This is a genomic window from Bacillus sp. 196mf, from assembly GCF_003217275.1.
In the GTDB taxonomy this organism is placed as follows: domain Bacteria; phylum Bacillota; class Bacilli; order Bacillales; family Bacillaceae_G; genus Bacillus_A; species Bacillus_A thuringiensis_S.
On record NZ_QJTG01000018.1, the window covers coordinates 61128 to 82932 of the forward strand.

The window sequence follows — 21805 nt, forward strand, 5'->3', positions numbered from 1 at the left end:
AAAGCTAACTGCTCCATTCAAGGGATCTCTCCAAGGGGGAGTGGAGAAAATATTATGTTACTAGCATTATTGACAGATTATTAGGAAATATACAAATCAGATGAAAGAAATTTTAAATAAACTTTCGGCATTGACAGTTTTTAAAATGTTCATGTACAATATATATGAATGACATTCAGTCATTTTGTATGACAGGATGCAGTTTACTTGGAAACGGAACAAATATAAATGGTAAATGAGGATGATATTTGTTTTTATATAGTATTGATGAAAGAGTATATTTTTTTAAAATAAAAATGACTGATAGTCAGTCATAAGAGGTGAGAGGTATGAAAAATAGAGCTTGGTTATATGTCATATTAACATGTATCTTTGAAATTTTTTGGGTGTTTGGTTTTAATACGGCTAATACTTGGTGGCATTGGATTATTATTTTAGGAGTTATCGCTGTTGATTTTCACTTCCTTTCTAAAGCGTGTGAACATCTTGCAACAGGAACTGTATATGCTGTTTTCGCTGGAGCTGGTACGGTAGGTACTTTCTTAATGGATGTATTTCTTTTCGGTGGAAGTTTCAGCGCAGGCAAACTATTCTTCATTCTTATGGTAGTAGCCGGCGTTATCGGTTTAAAGTTAGCTGACAATAAAGAAGAAACTGTGGAAGGAGCTGCTTAAAAATGGGTTGGTTTTTCGTATTTTGTGCTGCAATTAGTGAAATAGTCGGTGTGATAGGACTTAAAATGTATAGTAAAGATAAGACATTAGCCAATGGTGCGATTTATATAGGTGGGTTTGCTACATCCTTCGCATTTTTGTATACTTCCTTCTTATTTTTACAAGTAAGTGTCGCGTATGCGGTTTGGATTGGTATCGGAACAGCAGGTGCAGTTTTGTTAAACATGTTCTTGTTTGGTGAGTCGAAAAGTAAAGCGCGTATTATTAGTGTGTTTCTTATTGTATGTGGAGTGACAGGATTAAAGGCACTTTCTTAAAGGTATATTGTATTTTTATCTCCTAATTGTTTATTAGGAGATTTTATTATAAAAAAATGATTTCCTCTTAGAGTTCACTATCATTGACAGTACAATCGATTATCTTATAAAATGAGTGACAGTCATTCAATATGAGTGTGAAAGGGTTTAGATGATGAATAAAAAAGAGAAAATTGTCTATGCAGCTATTGAAGTGTTTCAGGAAAAGGGCGTCGAAAAAACGAAGATTTCTGATATCGTGAAATTAGCTGGCATTGCGCAAGGAACTTTCTATTTATATTTTCCTTCTAAGTTATCTGTTATGCCTGCAATAGCAGAAGTGATGGTTGAAAAGATGATACTTGCAGTGAAAGAAAAAGTGCAAAACGATGCGCCTTTCTCAAGTAAAGTGACGCAAGTAATAGATGCGGTGTTTCACTTTATAGCTGAATATCGTGAAATACAAGCTTTAATGTATGCTGGTCTTGCATCTACAGAACATATAAAAGAATGGGAAGCTGTGTATGAGCCCCTTTATATGTGGCTAAGTGAATTTTTAAATGAGGCAAAAGAAGCTGGTGAAATTCGTGATTCGGTTCACGCAGAGCGAACAGCGAAGTTATTTATCGCTCTAGTTGAATCAGCAGCGGAACAAGTGTATCTATATGATCATAAAGATGATGAGCAAGTCGAGCTACAAAAGGCAGAAGTACTAGATTTTTTAACACATGCACTACATATAAAGAAATAGTGAGATGAACCTGTCTGAAAAGGTAGGTTCATTTTTGAGGAAAACTGAATGATAGTCATTCACCTAATGCGTATGTATGTGTGGAAGGATAGTGTGAAATTCTAACGAGTAGGGGGCATCTCTACTCATGACTAGCCCACAAATAGAAGGATAGAGAAAAAGCTTCTTGGGCATTATTTTTTGAGAGGAACTTACGGGAAGAGGTGTTAAAAAGTGAAGAAACCGATAAAAGAACAAAAGATGGTATTGGTCATTCTTTTGAGTAATATATTTATCGCTTTTTTAGGGATTGGATTAATCATTCCGGTTATGCCGTCCTTTATGAATGATATGGGTTTAACAGGGAAGACGATGGGATATCTCGTTGCAGTGTTTGCAATGGCACAGCTCATTACTTCACCTATTACAGGCCGGTGGGTTGATCTTTACGGTAGAAAGAAAATGATAATCATTGGATTATTTATTTTTGGTGTTTCAGAGCTTCTTTTTGGATTAGGAAAAGATGTATGGATGCTTTATGTAGCAAGGGTATTAGGCGGAATTAGTGCTGCTTTTATTATGCCTGGTGTTACGGCATATGTTGCGGATATTACATCTATTCAGGAACGTCCAAAGGCGATGGGATACTTATCTGCGGCTATTAGTACTGGATTCATTATAGGGCCTGGAATCGGCGGATTTATTGCAGAATACGGTATACGTGTGCCGTTTTTCGTTGCAGCAGTAATTGCTTTTATAGCATGTGTGATTTCGATCTTTATTTTAAAAGAACCGTTAACGAAAGAAGAACTTGCAGAGATTTCTTCTAATACGAAAGAATCAAGTTTTATTGGGGATTTAAAGAAATCATTACATCCAATGTATGCAATTGCATTTATTATCGTATTTGTACTCGCATTCGGATTATCAGCGTATGAAACAGTGTTTAGCTTATTCTCTGATCATAAATTTGGTTTCTCGCCGAAAGATATTGCGGCAATTATTACAATTAGTTCAATCTTTGGGGTAGTTGTGCAAGTATTTATGTTTGGCAAATTGGTAGACATGTTCGGTGAGAAAGTGTTAATTCAAATATGTTTAATTGTAGGTGCAGTATTAGCATTCGTCTCAACTGTAGTCTTTAATTATTGGATTGTACTTCTCGTTACTTGCTTCATTTTCTTAGCATTTGATTTACTTCGTCCAGCTTTAACGACATTTTTATCAAAAGCAGCCGGAAAAGAGCAAGGATTCGTCGCTGGTATGAACTCGACTTATACGAGTTTAGGAAATATCGCAGGACCAGCGATGGGCGGAATATTATTTGATATGAATATTCATTATCCATATGCATTTTCAGGCGTTGTTTTAATAGTTGGTCTCGGCATTACATTTATGTGGAGAGAGAAACAGTTGGCTGAAAGTTTTGCGAAGTAATAAAACCCCTTACGACGGTAAGGGGTTTTTGTTTTATCCTGATTAAAGTTTCATTTTATAAGCTTAACCCAAACCGTTTTAATTCAATAAAAATCCCCTCTAATTGCTTTCCTTTATCCGTTAATGTGTACTCTACACGAGGCGGAACTTCTGGATATACTTTTCTCGTTATAATGCCTTGAGACTCTAATTCTTTTAGTCGAAGCGATAATGTTTTTGGACTAATACCATCCATTGATTTTTGTAAATCACTAAAGCGTAATGTTCCTTCGATAAGAAGATCACGAATGATTAAAAACGTCCATTTTGTACTAATTACATCAAGCGTTTTAGCGATGGGACAAGGTATGCCAGGTAAACCTTTCGTTAATTCAACTGGATTTATATCGTTCATGGAACTAGCCTCCATAAAATTTTTTTGGATGAATTTGCTTTATAGTATCACAAAACTATACTTTTGGTAACTATATGAAAAAAATATCACTACTTCCATAAAGGAAGTTAGTGCATATACAATAGCAATACGAAACAAAAAGGATTTATATAAGGAGGTGGTGATTTCCATGGGGATAAAAAAGTTATTTAGATTTCTTAGTTTATTTGTTATTTGTATTGTGCTTGTAGCATGTGGTGTGGAACAAAAAACTGAAGTTCAGTTATTAAAAGAAATGCCAAAGCCAAAAGCAATGACAATTGATCCCTCACTAAGTAAAAAAGAAGCGACAGAAATGGTTCATGCGGCGCAGCGTTTTTATGCATTTTGGGATACAGGTAAGGAGGAACTTATTCCGCAGACTGTTACTAAAGATTTCTTCGATAATACATTGCCGAAAGGGCGACCACAAGGCATTGAAGGATTAAAGTTTGCAGCGCAAAATTTTCGTAAAGTTGTGCCTGATATACATTGCGAGATTGAAGACTTATTAGTTGTTGGTGATAAAGTAACGGCCCGTCTTTCTTTTACAGGAACGCATAATGGTAAGAAAATTAATTTTTTTGCAATTGATATTTTACATGTGAAAGACGGAAAGATAACAGAAGATTGGCATTTAGAAGATAATCTTACACTACAGCAGCAACTCGGCTTAATAGCTGAAGAGTAGATCATATAGGGGAGAGAAAAACGATGAAAAATATATTTATTATAAATGGACATGAAAAATACGGTACAAAGGAAGGACGATTAAATAAAACGTTAGTAGATTATATGGTTACTGTATTAGGCGAGAATCATCATGTGAAAACAACAACGATTCAAGATGGTTACAATATTAAAGAAGAACAAGAGAAGTTTTTATGGTCTGATGTTGTGATTTATCAAACACCAATTTACTGGTTTAGTGTTCCAGGCTTATTTAAAACGTATATGGATGAAGTATATGAATACGGTTTGTTCTTTAAAGGTGCAGATGAATATGGAACAGGTGGTTTATTAAAAGAGAAAGAGTATATGTTCTCTACAACTTGGAATGCACCTGAAAAAGCATTTGGAGATAAGACGAAGTTCTTTGAAGGAGAAAGTTTAGAATCAGCGCTTAGTCATTTACACCGAGTGCAAAAGTTTCTCGGTATGAGTCCGTTAAAGAGTTTTGCTTGTTATGATGTGGTGAAGAATCCGGATATAGAGAAGTATTTAGGGAACTTGAAGAATCATTTAGAAGAAGTTATTCAATAATTAGAGTCATCCCCGTATTTAATGCGGGGATGACTCTATCCATAACTTCGCAAAATTTGCCCAGCTGAATGAATCAGTTGTTACGTTTTTTTAGGAAGGGTGATATGTTATTCTTTTTAAAACGGATCAACTTCAGCCAAATCAGGGTTAGCATTCGGATTTGTTAATAAGGTTTTCAGCTCACCTACTTCAGAGAGCGCAACGAGGATATAACCACTAATAAGGACGACGAGTCCGATGACCCTTAATGTTTGCAGTGTAATATCACGGCTATTGTTTTCGGAGTTGTCTTGGGGCGTTGAAGGTGGATTGTTATTCATAAATAAGGCTCCCATCTTTTGTATTTATATATGTGCGAAATCATTATTTAACTTATGGATAGGAATTATATAGTCATTTTCACTATATGAGAACTGCCTATGAAAAGTGATAAGGAATTTTGGGGCGAGAAAAGGGGGGAATCCAAAAGATTATTAAAACTGAACTTTTGGATTCCCCCCTTTTTATTTATCTTGCTATTTGTGGTGGTCGGATTTCCTGTAAACGACCAGTTGATGAGGGCTAATGAATCAGTGGGGGATGAATAAAACCCCACTGATTCATTATTTTCATGTAAATAAAAGGAGGTTAGTTAACCGAAGTAGTTATCCTAATATACGCAACGATTCTTCAATAAACGCTGGGATGTCCTCTGGCTGTCTACTTGTTACTAGCTGATTTTGACATACGACAACCTCTTTGTCATGAAAGTTCCCGCCGGCATTTTTCAAATCGACTTCAATAGATTTATATCCAGTTACATCGCGTCCTTCAAGTGTTTGTGCAGTGATGAGTAGCTGAGGTCCGTGACAAATAGCGAAAACAGGTTTTTCCGCATCCATAAATGCTTTACTAAAGCGAACAAAACGTTCATCGGCACGAAGTATATCTGGAGAAAATCCACCCGGTATGAAGAGGGCATCAAAGTTCTCTGGAGAAACATCATCAATACTTTTATCAATCACGACTTCACTTTTTCCTTGCTTACCGTGTACCGTTTTACCTTTTTCTGCTTCAATAGTTGTTAATTCATATCCCTTTTGTTTAAAAGCTTCTGCTGGCTCTGTGTATTCTGTGTCCTCGAAATAATCCGTTATTAAAATAGCAATTTTTTTACTCATTCTAATCCGCTCCTTATATTATATTATCGGCTCCAGAATCTTCCTTGGGCAATGCCTTCTATAAATGATTCAATTGAAGTATTTGTTAAGTTGTAAACTCCTGCTCCATCCAGTTTAATCTTACTATGGTCCAAAGCATGAGGATTACTAAGGACATGAGCTATCGGTTTAAAATGTTTAAAAGTAGTTTCTGCAAATTCTAAAACAGGGGGTTGAATGACAGACTCACTACTAAACACTAATACTGCATCAAAAAGGGAGGAGTCTGTTGTTGTATAAGTATCAGTTACTTTAATGGAATCATTGAACTGATAAATTTTATTATCTATGATGCTATAGTTAATTCGGTGTTGTACAAAAGCTTGAATCCATTCGGACAGAAGTGAGACGCTTGGGTCACCATTTAATAGAATTGCAACATTTTTGGAATCAGATTTAAAAATAGTATTGGACATACTTAGTGCAGGTGATTTTGCATCTGAATTTACTTCGTGATTTACCTTAGGTAAAGGAGCTCCAATAATGTTAGCGACTTCTTGTGCTAATTGACGATCGACGTGGTTTAGAAGAGCAATTACATTTGCCTTCACCATGTCTGATTTACACTTCCCAACTTCAAAGCAAAAAGCTTCTTTTATGTGCTGCTTTTCAATAGGGCTCATACTATTGTAGAAAAGTTTAGCCTGAGAATAGAAGTTAAGAAAGCTTTTACTGCGACCTCTAATTTTATGCCCATCAATCTTTTCTTGATAATGTTCATATCCTCCTTGTTCGGCTTGGACGGTTGCAGGTTGATTGTTATTTAATCCATTAGGATGATAGCTTGTTTGACCGCGATGAATCTGCATTTGATGCATACCATCACGTTGATTATTATGAAAAGGACATACAGGCTGATTAATAGGAATTTGATGGAAATTAGGGCCCCCTAAACGAGATAATTGTGTATCTGTATAGGAGAATAATCTTCCTTGCAGAAGAGGGTCATTTGAAAAATCAATACCTGGTACGACATGACCAGGGTGAAAAGCTACCTGCTCTGTTTCAGCAAAGAAGTTATCAACATTTTTGTTCAGTGTCATTTTACCAACTAATTTTACGGGAACTTCTTCTTCTGGCCATAATTTCGTTGGATCTAAAATATCAAAATCAAATTTATGTTCATCTTCTTCTGGAATTAACTGTAATCCAAGCTCCCATTCAGGATAATGCCCTTTTTCAATTGCTTCGTATAAATCTTGACGATGAAAATCAGGATTTTTCCCAGCAATCTTTTGAGCTTCATCCCATACTAATGAATGAACCCCGAGGGTAGGTTTCCAGTGAAACTTTACGAAATGGGCTTTTCCTTCTGCGTTAATGAGTCGAAATGTGTGAACTCCAAAACCTTCCATCATTCGTAAACTACGCGGAATAGCTCGGTCGCTCATTTGCCACATGACCATATGAGTGGACTCAGGATTATGCGCAACAAAGTCCCAAAAGGTATCATGAGCGCTAGCTCCTTGAGGAATATCATTATGTGGTTCTGGTTTAACTGCATGGACAAAATCAGGAAATTTAATAGCATCTTGGATAAAGAATACTGGCATATTATTACCCACTAAATCATAGTTTCCTTCATCTGTATAAAATTTTGTGGCGAATCCGCGTACATCTCTTACTGTGTCGTTGGATCCTTTAGAACCTTGAACGGTTGAGAACCGTACAAATACAGGTGTTTTCTTTGAAGGATTAGTAAGAAAATCTGCTTTCGTATATGTTTCTAAAGATTCATAAAGCTGAAAATAACCATGAGCGCCAACCCCGCGTGCATGAACAATCCTTTCGGGAATTCGTTCGTGATCAAAATGGGTCATTTTCTCACGAAAGTGAAAATCCTCCATTAAGGTTGGGCCTCTTAAGCCCATCTTTAAAGAAAATTCATCTTCAGCTATTTTTACCCCTTGATTTGTTGTTAAAGCATGTTTGCATTGATTGTCAGTAACGTGATGCTTCAATTGTTCCGTTTTTTTATTCACAATATAGGCCCCTCCTTTACTCTGTTAATTAATAGATACCCTTTTTATTAGGTCGTAAACATGTATTATCGTCTTTGTATGTAAAAATCATAAAATACCGGTTGTTTCAATGATTCTTGTTTGAGGAAGAAAAATAAAAAGCCAAGGAGAAAATTTATTTTCTCCTTGGCTTTTAAGATAATTCTTTTCGTTAAAATGCGGAAATTCTTTGCTTCGTTTTTGGTACAATAATAAATTTGATCCAGAGTAACCCAATAATCATAATGATAAGGCTATGTAAAAATTGACCTGTAGCAATGAGTATAACAATTGAAAATACAATGAGTTGAATGCTTAGTAATATGAAAATTAAGCTAAGAAATTGCTTCATTCTTTCTTCAGTACCAATCGGATATAATGCTACAATAATATTTCCCGAAAAATATTTCCACAGTGAACGGAGCTGCATAGAAATCATATATAGAACGATGTAAGCGCTAGCGCCTTTTACGTATATGTTTGGTATGAAATATAAGGCGAAAGCACCGATCAATCCTAAGCGAATATATATACCGAAATAATCATTTCCACGTAAAAATGCTAGTGTATGTAAGTAGAAGAAAGTTGCTCGTTTTTTATGTAATAAAGGTTCAATCCAATTTGTAAGCCATTTTCTTTTATTTACTTGTTTATTCAGTTGCGGAACATCTGTGAAAATGCTAGCAAATTGATAAAAACGAACGTTCATTTTTTCTTCTTGCTCGATTATGTAATCCCAAGGTATTCGTTTTGTAGGCTGTTTTTTCGTATATAGAAGTAGGAAAGCAAGTAGTAAGAGTAGTCCGCCCAATATGAGAACATTTGCGGAATAAAACAGCATGAAAATGATTAGGGCGTTACAAGTAATACGAATGATTAGCCATATGTTTTTTTCGTGACTATCACGCCACATCCAATGTATGTACATGTTCCAGGCTTTCGTAATCATTAACATGATAAAGATTGTACATAAAAAAGGAACCGTTAATTGCAATGATTGCATAGCAAGTGGAACGAGAATAAGGAACGTAAATAACAATGGGAAAAGCTGAATGATGTAATTGTATAGAAGAGATTTTTTGAAATAAGATGTTAATTTCTCTTCTAGTGCTAGTAAATAGACAGCATCAGGTTTTTGAATAAATGTACGGATAGGGCATCTCGTTATAATGAATGTAAGTACAATCGTTATAATTATTAAAGATATTCCTTTAGAAGGAGATGCTTTTAGAAACTGAGCATAATAATATGCACCAACGCATGAAATAAAGATAAAGCTATATAGTAAACCGTTAATCATACGTGCAAAGTATGTAATGATATTTTGAATATGTTGTTGGAAGCGACTGCTCCATAGCGATTCGATTGACATGTTTTTCACCTCTTTGTTCTATTATATATGTTTTACAAAAGAAAAAACGAGCAAATTGCGTTATGCAACTTGCCCGTTTTTCTTTTCGTTATTTTTTTTCTGATCACGATTCATTAATGGATAGAAAGCAAATCCGATTACGAATAAACCAATTCCGAGAAGGAACGTTTTTATATCGGATGCGCCGGTTTTAATAACCCATAGTGCGTAGCAAAGTGCGATAACTGCGACTATGCCATCTGTAATTCTTGCCCGCATTTCATTTTTATATGTTTCACCAGTTGCGACTAGTTTTAACTGGAAGATTGGTGAAACGAGATATGGAATGAGGTAGGCCAGTGTCGATACGGTAATAACGAATGTATAAGCTTCCGCAATGGTTCCTGATAATGTTGAGAATAGGAATACTTGCGACATAATGTTTGTTAATCGTAATGAGTAAATTGGACTTCCTTTTTTATTTGTTTTCGTGAAGAAGGAAGGGAAGAAACCTTCTTTTGCTGCTTGATAAGGTACTTCTGAGCTTAATAAAATCCAGCCTAAGATAGAACCGAACAGGGAAGTAAGAGCAAGTAATGCCATCAGTTTCCCACCGCCATGACCCATTGCAGCGTTTAATGCATCTGCTAATGGACGTTCAGAAGCTTGTAATTTATCAACGTGAAGTACACCCATTGTTAAAATTGTAATTCCTAAGTAAATCGCAACTGTAATAAGTAATCCCGCAACTGTTGCACGTTTTACCGTTTTTGGAGAAACAGCACGGTTTGATAAAAGAACGGCTGATTCAATTCCGATAAACGCCCAAAGCGTTGTAAGAGCCGCTAAATTTACTTGTGAAAGAAGACCGTGTGATGCACCTGATTTATCGATCATCGGTGTGTACCATTGTCCAAATTTAGAAGCTTCGAATGCAAATAACGTAACGACGATGAATAAAAGGAAACCAGTTACTTTCGTTGTTGTTGCTAAGAAGTTTAGTTTTCCAGCTCCGCTTACACCATTTGTTAATATAATATGAGTTCCCCAAAGTAAGATGGAACAAATCGTAAATGTAATTAGTTTTCCGACTTCTATGTTAAAAGAACCGATTGAAAATAGTAGTCGCGTATCTTTCATAATTGGGAAGAAGAGTGATAAATATCCCGCAAATGATGTAATGATGGCAACGTTACTTGCCCAGTTTGCAACCCAATATCCCCATACCATACTGAAACCAGCCATTTTTTTCTTTTTTGGTGTTGAGAATAAAGCATATGCATGACTTTGTGGTCCTGTCGTTAAATCAGGACGACGAATTGCTAAATTACCGAAAACAAGAGCTAGCATTAAAACACCAAATCCTGTTGTTAACCAAGCTAAAGTGACACCGAGTGGGCTTGCTGTTTGTGCCAACGTACTTGGCACCATGAAAATACCAGCGCCAACCATGTTACCGACAACGAAAGCTGTTAGTACCCAAAAGCCCCATTTTTTTTGTTGCATAGAAAATACCTCCAAAGTTAGTATAACCAAGTCAAGCGAGGAGATATGTATGTCTTCCTGAGTCAGGAAGAGAAGTCCCAAACAAAACAAAAAAAGCACGTAATCTGCCGCTACATGCTTTCTATCTTATAAGAAACCCACGACATACCTCTCGATAGCTCTCCACAAACGAAACGTTTGTGACAGTTCTGCACTTATTAAATGCAGACCCAGCAAGCGTGCATGGTGGACACGACTTACTTCGGCAACCATTCCTTTCTCATTCCTTCATCAATGCCACTACATCTCCTGAAATGATACTCTTAATGATTGCAACCTCTACCTCACCGAGATACGAATGAGGATTTAAATATTAAATTAACGTCTTTAAGAGTAACAAATGTATTTTTATACGTCAATGGATATAGTAATAATCAGATTATAGAGAAGAGTTTGTGATTAAAAAGGGGGTTAGGAGAAGATGTAACGATTATTAGTTCTGCAGAAGAAACAGCGATAGAGTTAAGTACCATTTTACAGCACAAAGGAATTTTGTCTGACAATCTGAATCCGAAGCATCGTTTTTTTACAACGGGATCTGTTTTATCATTTGAACATATTGCTGAGCGATGGCTAGGATATCACATTTCTGTAGAATGTGTGGATTTACCCGTAAAGAATGCTCGTATCTGTAATTAGACTGTATTAAAGTACTTTTTGTTCAATAAATTAGGTTAGTTGCATAAGAAGGAAAAAATGCACTTTTAATTGAAAGGATTAAGGTCATTTCAATTAAAGGGGAGATTGGATTATGGAATTATCAAGATCTCAATTATTTGCTTTAGAATATATTTCAAAATATGCAGAGAACGAAAAACGTAGGGCTAAAGCAACGATTAATCATATACTTAAAATGTCTAATATTACAGATGAAATATTTGAAGAAGCTGTCGCTAATTTAAAATCTCATGCAAGGATTGCTTTACATTTTCATCCAGACAGACTAGATTCGAATATGAAAAGTGTTGCTGAAGCACTGTTTGAGCAAGGAGTATATAAAAGTCAGTTTGAAACATTGCTATCTAATGGAAGCGTATCTGCTTATCCTGGTGGTGAACGTGACCTTTGGGAAAAGAGAATATTTGGAGGGGCATATCAATTAGAAGGCGTAACGAATGATCAACGGCCAAAATACGGAGCGCTAAATTTAATGTTACATCCAGATGGGCCGGCTCCGCGTTTTGGATCCTGTTATTTTCTCTTATCTCCAAAAGTTTCTTCGCGCTCTACATATACATATTTAGATTCGCATCAAGATCCGAAAGAAAAGGGGACTTATGAGGAGTTTGATATGATTTTAGCTGCTCTTTTGGAAGAGACATTTGTAAGAGAATTTGCAATTGGTGAAGGAAATTTGACTCCAACAATATTAATTAATCATTTACTGGCTAACCTGAAAAGGCCGTTTATAGATTTAGTAAGCAAAGAGCCAGCCCGTAATCTTAATCATTATATTGAAGCGCAGATTCATGGAGAGATTTCTCTTAAAGAAGACGTGGAGGCGCTTGTTGCAGATCCTTCATTTAAGGGTACGGATGTAGGAAAAGTTTTAGAAGAAATTTGCCTGAAGTATGCGATTGATTTGTATTGGCACATCGGTTTTGTACTTGCGGTAGACGAAGTTCCAATGGATTTTAGAGGTTCAAAAATGCCATCTTTAGCAAGACGCATTGCACGGAATCATTGTATCGATGCAAATATAACTGGCTCTGCTGTAGTGGATTTGAAGCGCAATCCATTATCTTGGAGTGATCGTGGAACTTATGAAGAAGTGCTTCAGGAATTAAAATTATTATGGCATGTTTTAGTTCGATTTGGAAAACCAAATCGGAAGTAGAACGAAATACTCCGTTTTTTGGAATTATTTATATAGAAAAGAAGCTGATCTAAAAATAGATCAGCTTCTTTTTATAAGATTAAACTAAGTTTAATACTGTTACTTTTTCACGTGTCATAGACTCAAGGCTCTTACGAATACCTTGTGCGCCCATACCTGAACCTTTTACACCGATGAATGGGAAGTGGTCAGGGCCGCGCTCTGTGCGTCCGTTAATTTGAACAGAACCAGTTTCGATTTTGTTAGCAATTGCAAATGCTTTGTTAATGTCTTTAGTGAAGACACTTGCTTGCAGACCGAACTCTGATTTGTTAGCAATTTCAATTGCTTGTTCATCTGAAGAAACACGGATGATTGGAAGGATTGGGCCGAATGGCTCTTCCCAAGCAACTTTCATTTCTTCTGTTACGTGGTCGATTACTGTTGGGTAAATTAAGTTACGCTCACGTTTGTTACCGATAACGATTGTAGCACCTTTTTCTACAGCGTCGTCAACTAAACCTTGAACGAAGTCAGCAGACTTGTCGTCAATTAATGGAACGATTGTGCTATCTTGTTCTGGAGATCCAACTGATAGTTCAGCTACTTGTGCTTTTAATAAGCTAACAAGCTCGTCCGCTACGTTTTCGTGTACAAGTACACGTTTAATAGCTGTACAACGTTGACCAGAGTAAGAGAATGCACCGCTTACGATATGGTTTGCAGCATCTTGTAAGTCAGCATCTTCACGAACGATACCAGGGTCTTTACCACCAAGTTCTAATACAAGTGGAATCATTGAAGCTTTTTTCGCTAAATGTTTACCTGTGTTTGTACCACCTGTGAACGATACCATATTGATGCCTTCGTGTTCTACTAAGTAGTCACCAATTACAGAACCGCGTCCTGTCGCTACGTTTACAAGTCCTTTTGGAAGGCCAGCTTTATGAAGTGCTTCAACCATTTTAATACCACTAATTGCACCTTGAGTTGCTGGTTTGAAAATAACAGCGTTACCCATAATTAATGCTGGTGCAAGTTTTGCAGCAGATAAGTTTACTGGGTAGTTAAATGGTGCGATTGCTAATACAACACCAAGTGGTGCGCGTTGGATAATCGCAAGCTTAGATTTTGTACCGCCCGGGAAGCTATCGCCCATCATGCTTTCTCCGTGCATATGTAAAGCTTCTTCGATCGTGTAACGAATGAAGTCAGCTGTACGAACAACTTCTTTCTTCGCATCTTTATATCCTTTACCGACTTCTTTCATAATGATATCGGCAATTTCATCCTGCATATTTACGAGCTCATCAGCCCATTTATATAAGTATTTTGCGCGATCTTGTAGAGAAGCTTCAGCCCATGATTTTTGAGCTTCTTTTGCAGATGCAATTGCTTCATCTACTTCTCCGCGAGTAATTGCTTGTACTTGTCCAATTACTTCGTGTAAGTATGGAGATGGAATTTCGATTGTTTCTCCTGAAGAGCTTTCTCTCCATTCTCCGTTTAAATAAAATTTGTACGTATTGCTAGTTGTCATGATTAGTCCTCCTAAAATAGCAACTTGTAAGAGTGAGTATAAGGTGATTGTAGGGGGTTTGATAACATTTTTCAAATGAAATGTTTGTGAAAACGATTTCTTATTCTTTTTTTATTTTGTATGCCCTTTCTTACAGAACATTCCCTTATTTCAAAATGGTGTATCATATATTTTTATTTAAAGTATGAAAAAATAATTGACAGAATACTCAATAAAGTTGTAAGATTATAAATGGAAAATAAATGAAAGGGGTGTGCGTAATGATTGTAATCGTAAATGTAATGGGCTTAGCTCTGTTAAATGGCAGAAAACATTCATATCATTACGCAACCCGTACGGATATATAGGGCATCTTTGTCTTATAAAAAGCGTACGTTGCGTATATCGTAACGTACGCTTTTATGCATTCCTGTGCATATCGTCAAGCGGCGGTATGCTTTTTTTTGTTTATTTTCCCTTGTTTAGTTCCGATAAAAAACTTTGGAAGGTGGAAAAATGTGATGAGATTGTATGGGTTACGAAATGTAAATGTGATAGGTCTGGATAGTGGATAAAGAAATGAGAGGTAAACGAGAACGAGAAGGGAGAGGTTACATTGTTATCAGTATTACTAAAGCTAAAATGGTTTTTTAGGGAGCACTGGAAGAGATATAGTATTGCCATTGGAGCTCTTTTAATTGTGAATATAGTTGAAGTGATTCCCCCGAAAGTGTTAGGGGTTACGATAGATAACATAAAAACAGGAACGTTATCGAACGAAGCAATTATGCAATCTATTCTCATTTTAATAGGGGTTACGATCGTTGGATATGGCCTCACTTTCGTATGGCAACATCAATTGTTTGGCGGTGCATTTGTACTGGAGAAAACGATGCGCTCTAAATTTATGGGGCATTTACTTAAGATGACGCCGACTTTTTATCAAAAAAATCGTACTGGCGATTTAATGGCGAGAGCAACGAATGATTTAAAAGCAATCGCTATGACAGCTGGTTTTGGTATATTAACGCTCGTGGATTCTAGTTTATATATGCTTACGATCGTTTGTATGATGGGTTTTACAATTAGTTGGGAGCTTACATTTGCAGCGCTTATACCGCTTCCAATTATGGCGTATGCGATGAATATATATGGAAAGAAATTGCATGAAAGATTTACAGTTGCGCAAGATGCGTTCGGTGATATGAATGATAAAGTGCTTGAATCAATCGCTGGTGTGCGCGTTATTCGTGCATACGTACAAGAGAATGCAGACGAGGAAAGATTTCATCATTTAGGAGATGACGTCTACGAAAAAAATATGAAGGTAGCGAGAATTGATGCATTATTCCAACCAACTGTGAAAATGCTTGTCGGTCTTAGTTATTTAATCGGTTTAGTGTACGGTGCATACCTTGTGTTCCAGTCAAAGGTGACGCTTGGTGAACTCGTTTCCTTTAACGTGTATTTAGGGATGATGATTTGGCCGATGTTTGCAATTGGTGAACTAATTAATGTTATGCAAAGAGGAAATGCTTCGCTTGACCGTGTGAATGAAACGTTAGCGTATGAACCGGATGTAAAGGATCCGGAACATCCAAAGCTTGTACAAGAGCCGGATTATATTCAGTTTGATGATGTGTCTTTCTCATACCCTTCATCAACTGGAGAAAATTTAAAGAAGGTTTCTTTCACATTAAAGCAAGGAGAAACGCTAGGGGTTGTCGGAAAAACAGGAAGCGGGAAAACGACGCTTGTACGTCAGCTTCTTCGCCAATATCCGCTTGGAGATGGAGATATTGCAGTTTCTGATGTGACATTAGATAAAATAAAGAATGAAAATGTACTCGGGTGGATTGGCTATGTACCGCAGGAACATATTTTGTTCTCAAAAACAGCGCGAGAAAATATTTTATTCGGAAATAGGGAAGCGACGGAAGAAGAACTAGAGAAAGCAATTGAAATTGCTGCGTTTAAAAAGGATTTAGAGTTTTTACCAGAAGGATTAGAAACGCTCGTTGGAGAGAAAGGTGTTTCTTTATCCGGAGGGCAAAAACAAAGGATCTCGATTGCAAGAGCTGTTATTCAAAATCCAGAAATTTTAATTTTGGATGATTCTTTATCAGCTGTAGATGCTCGTACGGAAGCAGCGATCATTGAAAATATTAGAACGGAAAGAAGCGGAAAGACGACGATTATTACGACGCATCGTTTATCTGCAGTGCAACATGCGGATTGGATTCTCGTTATGGACGAAGGTGAAGTAATGGAAGAAGGTACGCATGCTCAGCTTATCCAAAGCGGAGGCTGGTATGCTGAGCAGTTTGAAAGACAACAAGGCGAAAGTGAAAGTGCGGATAGTGGGGTGAAAATATGAGCGTTTCAAAAAGATTATTTCAATATGCGATGAAAGTGAAAGGGACGATTTTTGCTGCGATGTTAATGTTATTTATTTTCGTCATCGCAGAGCTTGCTGGTCCTTTCGTCGCTAAAACGATGATTGACGATCATATCGTCGGGATAGAGAAACCTTGGTATGAAACAGAACAGAGTGAAGATGCTGTTTCGTATAATGGGGCTTTTTATAAACGAAGTGATCGCTTTGAACAAGGCGAGAAAAAAGGAAAAGAAGTACGCGTGATGCAAGTCGGTTTTCAATATTATTTTGTACCGAATAAAGTAAATGCGGAAGGATCACGTACTGTAAAAGGGGATATGATTACCGTTCAAAATGGTAAGGCGGTGCAAGTGTATAAAGCGAAAGCATTAACAAAGGAAGAAGTATTTGCATTTTATAAGCCAGAAATAAACCGTCTATTATTACTTGGTGGTGGCTATTTCGCTTTATTAGTAGTCGTATCATTATTTGCATACGGAAAGCAGTTCTTTTTGCAGAAGGCAGCGAACAAAATTATTCAAATTATGAGGGAAGATGTTTTTTCTCATATTCAAACGTTGCCGATTCGGTACTTTGATCATTTACCGGCGGGGAAAATTGTTTCGCGCGTGACGAATGATACAGAGGCCATTCGTGATTTATATGTAACGGTGCTGGCAACATTCGTTTCTAGTATCATCTATATTATTGGGATATTCGCTGCGCTATTTTTACTAGATGTGAAGCTCGCTTCATTATGTTTATTAATTATCCCAATTTTAATTGTTTGGGCGATTCTTTATAGAAAATATGCGTCTGTATATAATCATAAAATGCGCTCTCGTTTATCTGATATTAATGGAACGGTGAATGAATCCATTCAAGGGATGCCGATTATTCAAGCGTTCCGTCAAGAGCGTGAAACGAAAAAAGAGTTTGAAGAATTAAATAGCGATTATTTTAAGTATCAAAATAAAATTTTAAATTTAAATGCAGCAACTTCACACAATTTGGTATCCGTATTAAGAAATATCGCTTTCACAGGAGTGATTTGGTATTTTGGCGGTGCGTCATTAAGTGCTACAGGTATTATTTCACTTGGGGTACTGTATGCGTTCGTCGATTATTTAACACGATTATTCTCGCCAATTACGAATATGGTGAACCAGCTTGCCAATTTAGAGCAAGCGCGCGTTGCATCAGAACGTGTCTTTGAATTGTTAGAGGAAAAAGGGGAAGCGGTAGAAGAAGAACGTATGCCTCGTTTAAAAGGAAATGTAAAATTTGATAATGTATCATTTTCTTATAATGGAAAAGATGAGGTGTTAAAAAATATTTCTTTTGAAGCGAAACAAGGCGAGACAGTGGCACTTGTCGGTCATACTGGATCAGGAAAAAGTTCTATCATGAATGTACTCTTTCAATTTTATGAGTTTGAAAAAGGAAGGCTTACGATTGATGGTCACGATGTAAGAGAAATGCCGAAACAAGCAACTCGTGAGCATATGGGAATCGTATTGCAAGACCCGTTTTTATTTAGCGGGACGGTCGCTTCCAATGTAAGCTTAGAGAACGAAAAAATTTCAAAAGAGCGTATCATAAAAGCATTGCATGATGTTGGTGCTGAAAGATTTGCAAACAATATAAATGAAGAAATTACAGAAAAGGGAAGTACGCTTTCCACTGGTGAACGTCAGCTTATTTCGTTTGCTAGAGCACTCGCTTTTGATCCAGCTATCTTAATTCTAGATGAAGCAACGTCTAGTATTGATACAGAAACAGAGGCGATGATTCAACAAGCACTAGAAGTTGTGAAAAAAGGAAGAACGACATTTATTATTGCGCACCGTCTTTCAACAATTAAAAGCGCAGATCAAATTATTGTACTCGATAGAGGAACAATTTTGGAAAAAGGTTCCCATGATGAACTAATGAAAAAGCGCGGGCGTTATTATGATATGTATAAAGCGCAAATGGAAGGAAACCAGAGCGCTTAATGCGGGGAAGAACTTGCGATTGTTGCAAGTTCTTTTTTGTTGGCAAAATGTCGGCGATAAAGGTACATAATAAGAAGTATTATTTTACCTTTCCTACAATTAATGCTATATTAAAAAATGTTACTTATTTTTTGTATGTGGCGTTATTTTTCCCTTTTGTTTGATTATGAAGAAAAAGGATAAACTAAATAAGAACATTTTCATTGAAAAATTGTTCAAGATTGCATACAATCAATATAGTTTTTAAATTCCTATCAGAATACTTGGAGGATTACAATCATGAAGAAATTATTTTCAGTGCTTGCAGTAACTACATTAGCGATCGGGATTGTAGCCGGCTGCGGTAAAGAAGAGAAAAAAGATACAGCTAGTCAAGATGCGTTACAAAAGATTAAACAAAGCGGTGAACTTGTAATTGGTACAGAAGGTACATATCCACCATTTACGTTCCACGATTCAAGCAATAAATTAACTGGATTTGACGTTGAATTATCGGAAGAAGTTGCAAAACGTTTAGGTGTAAAGCCTGTATTTAAAGAAACACAATGGGATAGCTTACTTGCTGGTCTTGATGCAAAACGTTTCGATATGGTTGCAAACGAAGTTGGTATTCGTGAAGATCGTCAAAAGAAATACGATTTCTCTAAGCCATACGTTTCATCTTCAGCGGCATTAGTTATTGCAAAAGATAAAGATAAGCCTGCTACATTTGCTGATGTAAAAGGATTAAAAGGAGCACAATCTTTAACGAGTAACTATGCAGATATCGCTAAGAAAAATGGTGCGGAAATTATTGGTGTAGAAGGATTTAGCCAAGCAGCAGAATTATTAGCTTCAGGACGCGTTGATTTTACAATTAATGATAAGTTATCAGTATTAAATTATTTAGAAACGAAAAAAGATGCGAAAATTAAAATTGTAGATACTGAAAAAGAAGCTTCAGAAAGTGGATTCTTATTCCGTAAAGGTAGCGATAAGCTTGTACAAGAAGTAGATAAAGCGTTAGAAGATATGAAAAAAGACGGTACGTATGACAAAATAACGAAAAAATGGTTCGGTGAAAATGTATCTAAGTAGTGCATTGGTTTCAGATCGATTGTCTACTTGGATAGATATTATGCAGACTTCCTTCATGCCTATGCTGAAGGAAGCTGTTTTTACAACAATTCCATTAACGCTTATTACATTTATTATCGGGATTATACTGGCAACGTTAACAGCGCTCGCACGTATTTCTGGTAGTCGTATTTTACAATGGATTGCTCGTATCTATGTATCTATCATTCGCGGAACGCCACTTCTTGTACAATTATTTATTATTTTCTATGGACTTCCAACTCTTAATATTGAAGTTGAGCCATATACAGCAGCAGTTGTTGGATTTTCATTAAATGTCGGTGCATATGCATCGGAAATTATTCGTGCTTCTATCCTTTCCATTCCGAAAGGGCAGTGGGAAGCAGCTTACACAATTGGGATGACATACCCGCAAGCGTTAAAACGTGTTATTTTACCACAAGCAACGCGCGTATCAATCCCGCCGCTTTCGAATACATTTATTAGCTTAGTGAAGGATACTTCATTAGCATCGTTAATTTTAGTAACAGAAATGTTCCGAAAAGCGCAGGAAATTGCGGCAATGAACTATGAGTTTTTAATTGTTTATTTCGAAGCAGGTCTTATTTATTGGGTTATTTGTTTCTTATTATCAATCGTACAACAGATGTTAGAAAAGCGTTCAGAACGCTATACGTTAAAATAATCCTTTTACAAAAGGAGTTTTTGTTTTTATGATTTCAATTCAGCACTTACAAAAAAGTTTCGGAGATAATACCGTACTAAAGCATATAGATTTATCAGTTGAGAAGGGCGAGGTTGTTGTTATTATTGGGCCGTCTGGATCTGGTAAAACGACATTCTTGCGTTGTCTCAACGTACTAGAAACACCGGATGCTGGTAATATTAGCATCGGTAATAAAGAGCTTAATTTCGCTCAAAAAGTATCGAAGAAAGATATTGTAAATCTTCGTACACAAACAGGTATGGTCTTCCAGCACCATAACTTATTCCCTCATTTAACAGCACTTCAGAATGTAATGGAAGGGCTCATTACAGTGAAAAAAGTAGGGAAAGAAGAAGCAAAGAAAAAAGCAAACTATTTCCTTGAAAAAGTTGGTTTAGCAGATAAAGTGGATTTATATCCATTCCAATTATCAGGTGGACAACAACAGCGCGTTGGAATTGCGCGTGCGCTTGCGATGGAGCCAGAAGTGTTACTATTTGATGAGCCGACTTCAGCGCTTGATCCTGAACTCGTTCAAGAAGTTTTGAAAGTAATGAAAGAACTTGCTAAAGAAGGCATGACGATGGTTATTGTAACGCACGAAATGCGTTTTGCACATCAAATTGCCAACCGTGTTATTTTCATGGATGGTGGTGTCGTTGTCGAACAAGGTACACCAGAAGAAGTATTTACAAATCCAAAAGAAGAACGTACGAAGAAGTTTTTACAAATGTTGCAATAAATTAAGGAAGGTCTCAAGGCATATGCCTTGAGACCTTTTTGCCATATATATTTATTTGTGGAATCCGCCAAGGCTTTGCTCAGCCATTGCAACTAGACGTTTTGTAATTTCTCCACCAACTGAACCGTTAGCGCGAGCCGTAGAATCTGCTCCTAATTGTACACCAAATTCTTGAGCGATTTCGTACTTCATTTGATCGATTGCAGCTGTTGCACCTGGTACTACTAATTGATTTGAAGAATTTTGGTTTGCCATAGGAATATATCCTCCTTAGAGTTATAAAAATTTTTTTTGGTTGGACTAGCTGGAGTTGAACCAGATTATCGCCCCGGTTGGCGCTAATCCATCGGTAATTAAGTTTGTACTCATAGTATGGATGTTACCTAGAAAGATATACAAAATAATAATTTGTAAATTTTGTCAAAAAAACGTATTGATTTCGTAAATTATGAAATAAGAGTAATCGTTGTATTTTTAAGAAAACAGGCCAAACTAAGGAGGATATTAAATATAATTTTCTCATTGTAGCCTGCTACTTGTAGGCTAATTATTAGCTTCTTATTTATGATTTATTGAAATGAAATCGGTAGCGACTTCATAGTTCTATTTTTAAGTAGGGATGGAGTGACCGCTCCTATGCATGGGTAGGTGCTCTCTTCAATCT

21 protein-coding genes, 1 pseudogene and 1 riboswitch are annotated in these 21805 nt (G+C 36.6%); of the genes and pseudogenes, 14 read left to right on the forward strand and 8 right to left on the reverse strand.

Translation table 11 applies throughout. The features are described from left to right. Nucleotides 1-329: 329 nt before the first annotated feature. The 4 genes from ATL10_RS21620 (at nt 330) to ATL10_RS21635 (ending at nt 3137) form a co-directional block, all read left to right on the forward strand. A complete protein-coding gene (locus ATL10_RS21620) occupies nt 330-674 on the forward strand; it encodes a DMT family transporter (protein WP_000796020.1) in 345 nt (114 codons plus the stop codon). 2 nt (nt 675-676) lie between these two features. Further along, nucleotides 677-991, forward strand: a complete 315-nt coding sequence (locus ATL10_RS21625) for a DMT family transporter (protein WP_000539671.1) — start codon at nt 677-679, stop codon at nt 989-991. 151 nt (nt 992-1142) lie between these two features. Then, a complete protein-coding gene (locus tag ATL10_RS21630) occupies nt 1143-1721 on the forward strand; it encodes a TetR/AcrR family transcriptional regulator (RefSeq protein ID WP_001996782.1) in 579 nt (192 codons plus the stop codon). A gap of 213 nt (nt 1722-1934) precedes the next feature. Next, nucleotides 1935-3137 (forward strand): MFS transporter, encoded by a 1203-nt coding sequence (locus ATL10_RS21635; RefSeq protein ID WP_000742945.1) that lies wholly within the window; start codon nt 1935-1937, stop codon nt 3135-3137. A 55-nt stretch (nt 3138-3192) separates the two neighbouring features. On the opposite strand, the gene ATL10_RS21640 is transcribed toward ATL10_RS21635, so the two are convergent. Next, a complete protein-coding gene (locus tag ATL10_RS21640; protein WP_000997917.1) occupies nt 3193-3531 on the reverse strand; it encodes a winged helix-turn-helix transcriptional regulator in 339 nt (112 codons plus the stop codon). A 169-nt stretch (nt 3532-3700) separates the two neighbouring features. On the opposite strand from ATL10_RS21640, the gene ATL10_RS21645 reads away from it, so the two are divergent. After that, nucleotides 3701-4240 carry an ester cyclase gene (locus ATL10_RS21645; protein WP_086387960.1) on the forward strand — a complete coding sequence of 180 codons (540 nt, stop codon included), beginning with the start codon at nt 3701-3703 and terminating at the stop codon, nt 4238-4240. A 23-nt stretch (nt 4241-4263) separates the two neighbouring features. Further along, nucleotides 4264-4812 (forward strand): NAD(P)H-dependent oxidoreductase, encoded by a 549-nt coding sequence (locus ATL10_RS21650; protein WP_090978495.1) that lies wholly within the window; start codon nt 4264-4266, stop codon nt 4810-4812. 116 nt (nt 4813-4928) lie between these two features. Here ATL10_RS21650 and ATL10_RS21655 read toward each other — a convergent pair whose 3' ends face one another. Next, the gene (locus tag ATL10_RS21655; protein WP_016078064.1) at nt 4929-5132 is read right to left on the reverse strand and encodes a hypothetical protein; all 204 of its coding nucleotides are present in this window, start codon (nt 5130-5132) and stop codon (nt 4929-4931) included. Between the two features lie 99 nt (nt 5133-5231). On the opposite strand from ATL10_RS21655, the gene ATL10_RS31370 reads away from it, so the two are divergent. Continuing rightward, nucleotides 5232-5399 carry a hypothetical protein gene (locus tag ATL10_RS31370; RefSeq protein WP_179879279.1) on the forward strand — a complete coding sequence of 56 codons (168 nt, stop codon included), beginning with the start codon at nt 5232-5234 and terminating at the stop codon, nt 5397-5399. 57 nt (nt 5400-5456) lie between these two features. Here ATL10_RS31370 and ATL10_RS21660 read toward each other — a convergent pair whose 3' ends face one another. From ATL10_RS21660 to ATL10_RS21675, 4 genes are all read right to left on the reverse strand, one after another. After that, nucleotides 5457-5972: a type 1 glutamine amidotransferase domain-containing protein gene (locus ATL10_RS21660; RefSeq protein WP_000037522.1), complete on the reverse strand. Its 516-nt coding sequence runs from the start codon at nt 5970-5972 to the stop codon at nt 5457-5459. 23 nt (nt 5973-5995) lie between these two features. Continuing rightward, nucleotides 5996-7993, reverse strand: coding sequence for a catalase (locus ATL10_RS21665; RefSeq protein WP_098236162.1), 1998 nt, complete (start codon nt 7991-7993; stop codon nt 5996-5998). 190 nt (nt 7994-8183) lie between these two features. Then, on the reverse strand, nt 8184-9383 hold the full coding sequence (locus ATL10_RS21670; protein WP_097925134.1) for an ABC transporter permease: 1200 nt from the start codon (nt 9381-9383) through the stop codon (nt 8184-8186). A gap of 60 nt (nt 9384-9443) precedes the next feature. Then, nucleotides 9444-10868: an amino acid permease gene (locus ATL10_RS21675; RefSeq protein ID WP_023521252.1), complete on the reverse strand. Its 1425-nt coding sequence runs from the start codon at nt 10866-10868 to the stop codon at nt 9444-9446. Between the two features lie 147 nt (nt 10869-11015). Beyond that, nucleotides 11016-11197: riboswitch (Lysine riboswitch) on the reverse strand. A gap of 109 nt (nt 11198-11306) precedes the next feature. Between ATL10_RS21675 and ATL10_RS21680 the strand changes: the two are divergent. Continuing rightward, nucleotides 11307-11546: pseudogene (locus ATL10_RS21680) on the forward strand (glutamate racemase); the annotation flags it as partial. 112 nt (nt 11547-11658) lie between these two features. After that, a complete protein-coding gene (locus ATL10_RS21685) occupies nt 11659-12744 on the forward strand; it encodes a DUF3626 domain-containing protein (protein WP_110497515.1) in 1086 nt (361 codons plus the stop codon). 79 nt (nt 12745-12823) lie between these two features. On the opposite strand, the gene gapN is transcribed toward ATL10_RS21685, so the two are convergent. After that, nucleotides 12824-14263, reverse strand: coding sequence for an NADP-dependent glyceraldehyde-3-phosphate dehydrogenase (gene gapN, locus ATL10_RS21690; protein ID WP_084065423.1), 1440 nt, complete (start codon nt 14261-14263; stop codon nt 12824-12826). Between the two features lie 595 nt (nt 14264-14858). Between gapN and ATL10_RS21710 the strand changes: the two genes are divergently transcribed. From ATL10_RS21710 to ATL10_RS21735, 5 genes are all read left to right on the forward strand, one after another. Continuing rightward, nucleotides 14859-16619, forward strand: coding sequence for an ABC transporter ATP-binding protein (locus ATL10_RS21710; RefSeq protein ID WP_110497517.1), 1761 nt, complete (start codon nt 14859-14861; stop codon nt 16617-16619). Further along, nucleotides 16616-18616: an ABC transporter ATP-binding protein gene (locus tag ATL10_RS21715; protein WP_110497519.1), complete on the forward strand. Its 2001-nt coding sequence runs from the start codon at nt 16616-16618 to the stop codon at nt 18614-18616. The genes ATL10_RS21710 and ATL10_RS21715 overlap by 4 nt, the downstream gene beginning before the upstream one ends. A gap of 279 nt (nt 18617-18895) precedes the next feature. Continuing rightward, on the forward strand, nt 18896-19693 hold the full coding sequence (locus ATL10_RS21725) for an amino acid ABC transporter substrate-binding protein (protein WP_000732856.1): 798 nt from the start codon (nt 18896-18898) through the stop codon (nt 19691-19693). Beyond that, nucleotides 19680-20378 carry an amino acid ABC transporter permease gene (locus ATL10_RS21730; protein WP_000281499.1) on the forward strand — a complete coding sequence of 233 codons (699 nt, stop codon included), beginning with the start codon at nt 19680-19682 and terminating at the stop codon, nt 20376-20378. Before ATL10_RS21725 ends, ATL10_RS21730 begins: the two co-directional genes overlap by 14 nt. Before the next feature lie 28 nt (nt 20379-20406). Beyond that, nucleotides 20407-21141, forward strand: coding sequence for an amino acid ABC transporter ATP-binding protein (locus ATL10_RS21735; RefSeq protein ID WP_000623591.1), 735 nt, complete (start codon nt 20407-20409; stop codon nt 21139-21141). Between the two features lie 51 nt (nt 21142-21192). Here ATL10_RS21735 and sasP read toward each other — a convergent pair whose 3' ends face one another. Continuing rightward, a complete protein-coding gene (gene sasP / locus ATL10_RS21740) occupies nt 21193-21396 on the reverse strand; it encodes a small acid-soluble spore protein, SasP family (protein WP_000013338.1) in 204 nt (67 codons plus the stop codon). Nucleotides 21397-21805 lie beyond the last annotated feature (409 nt).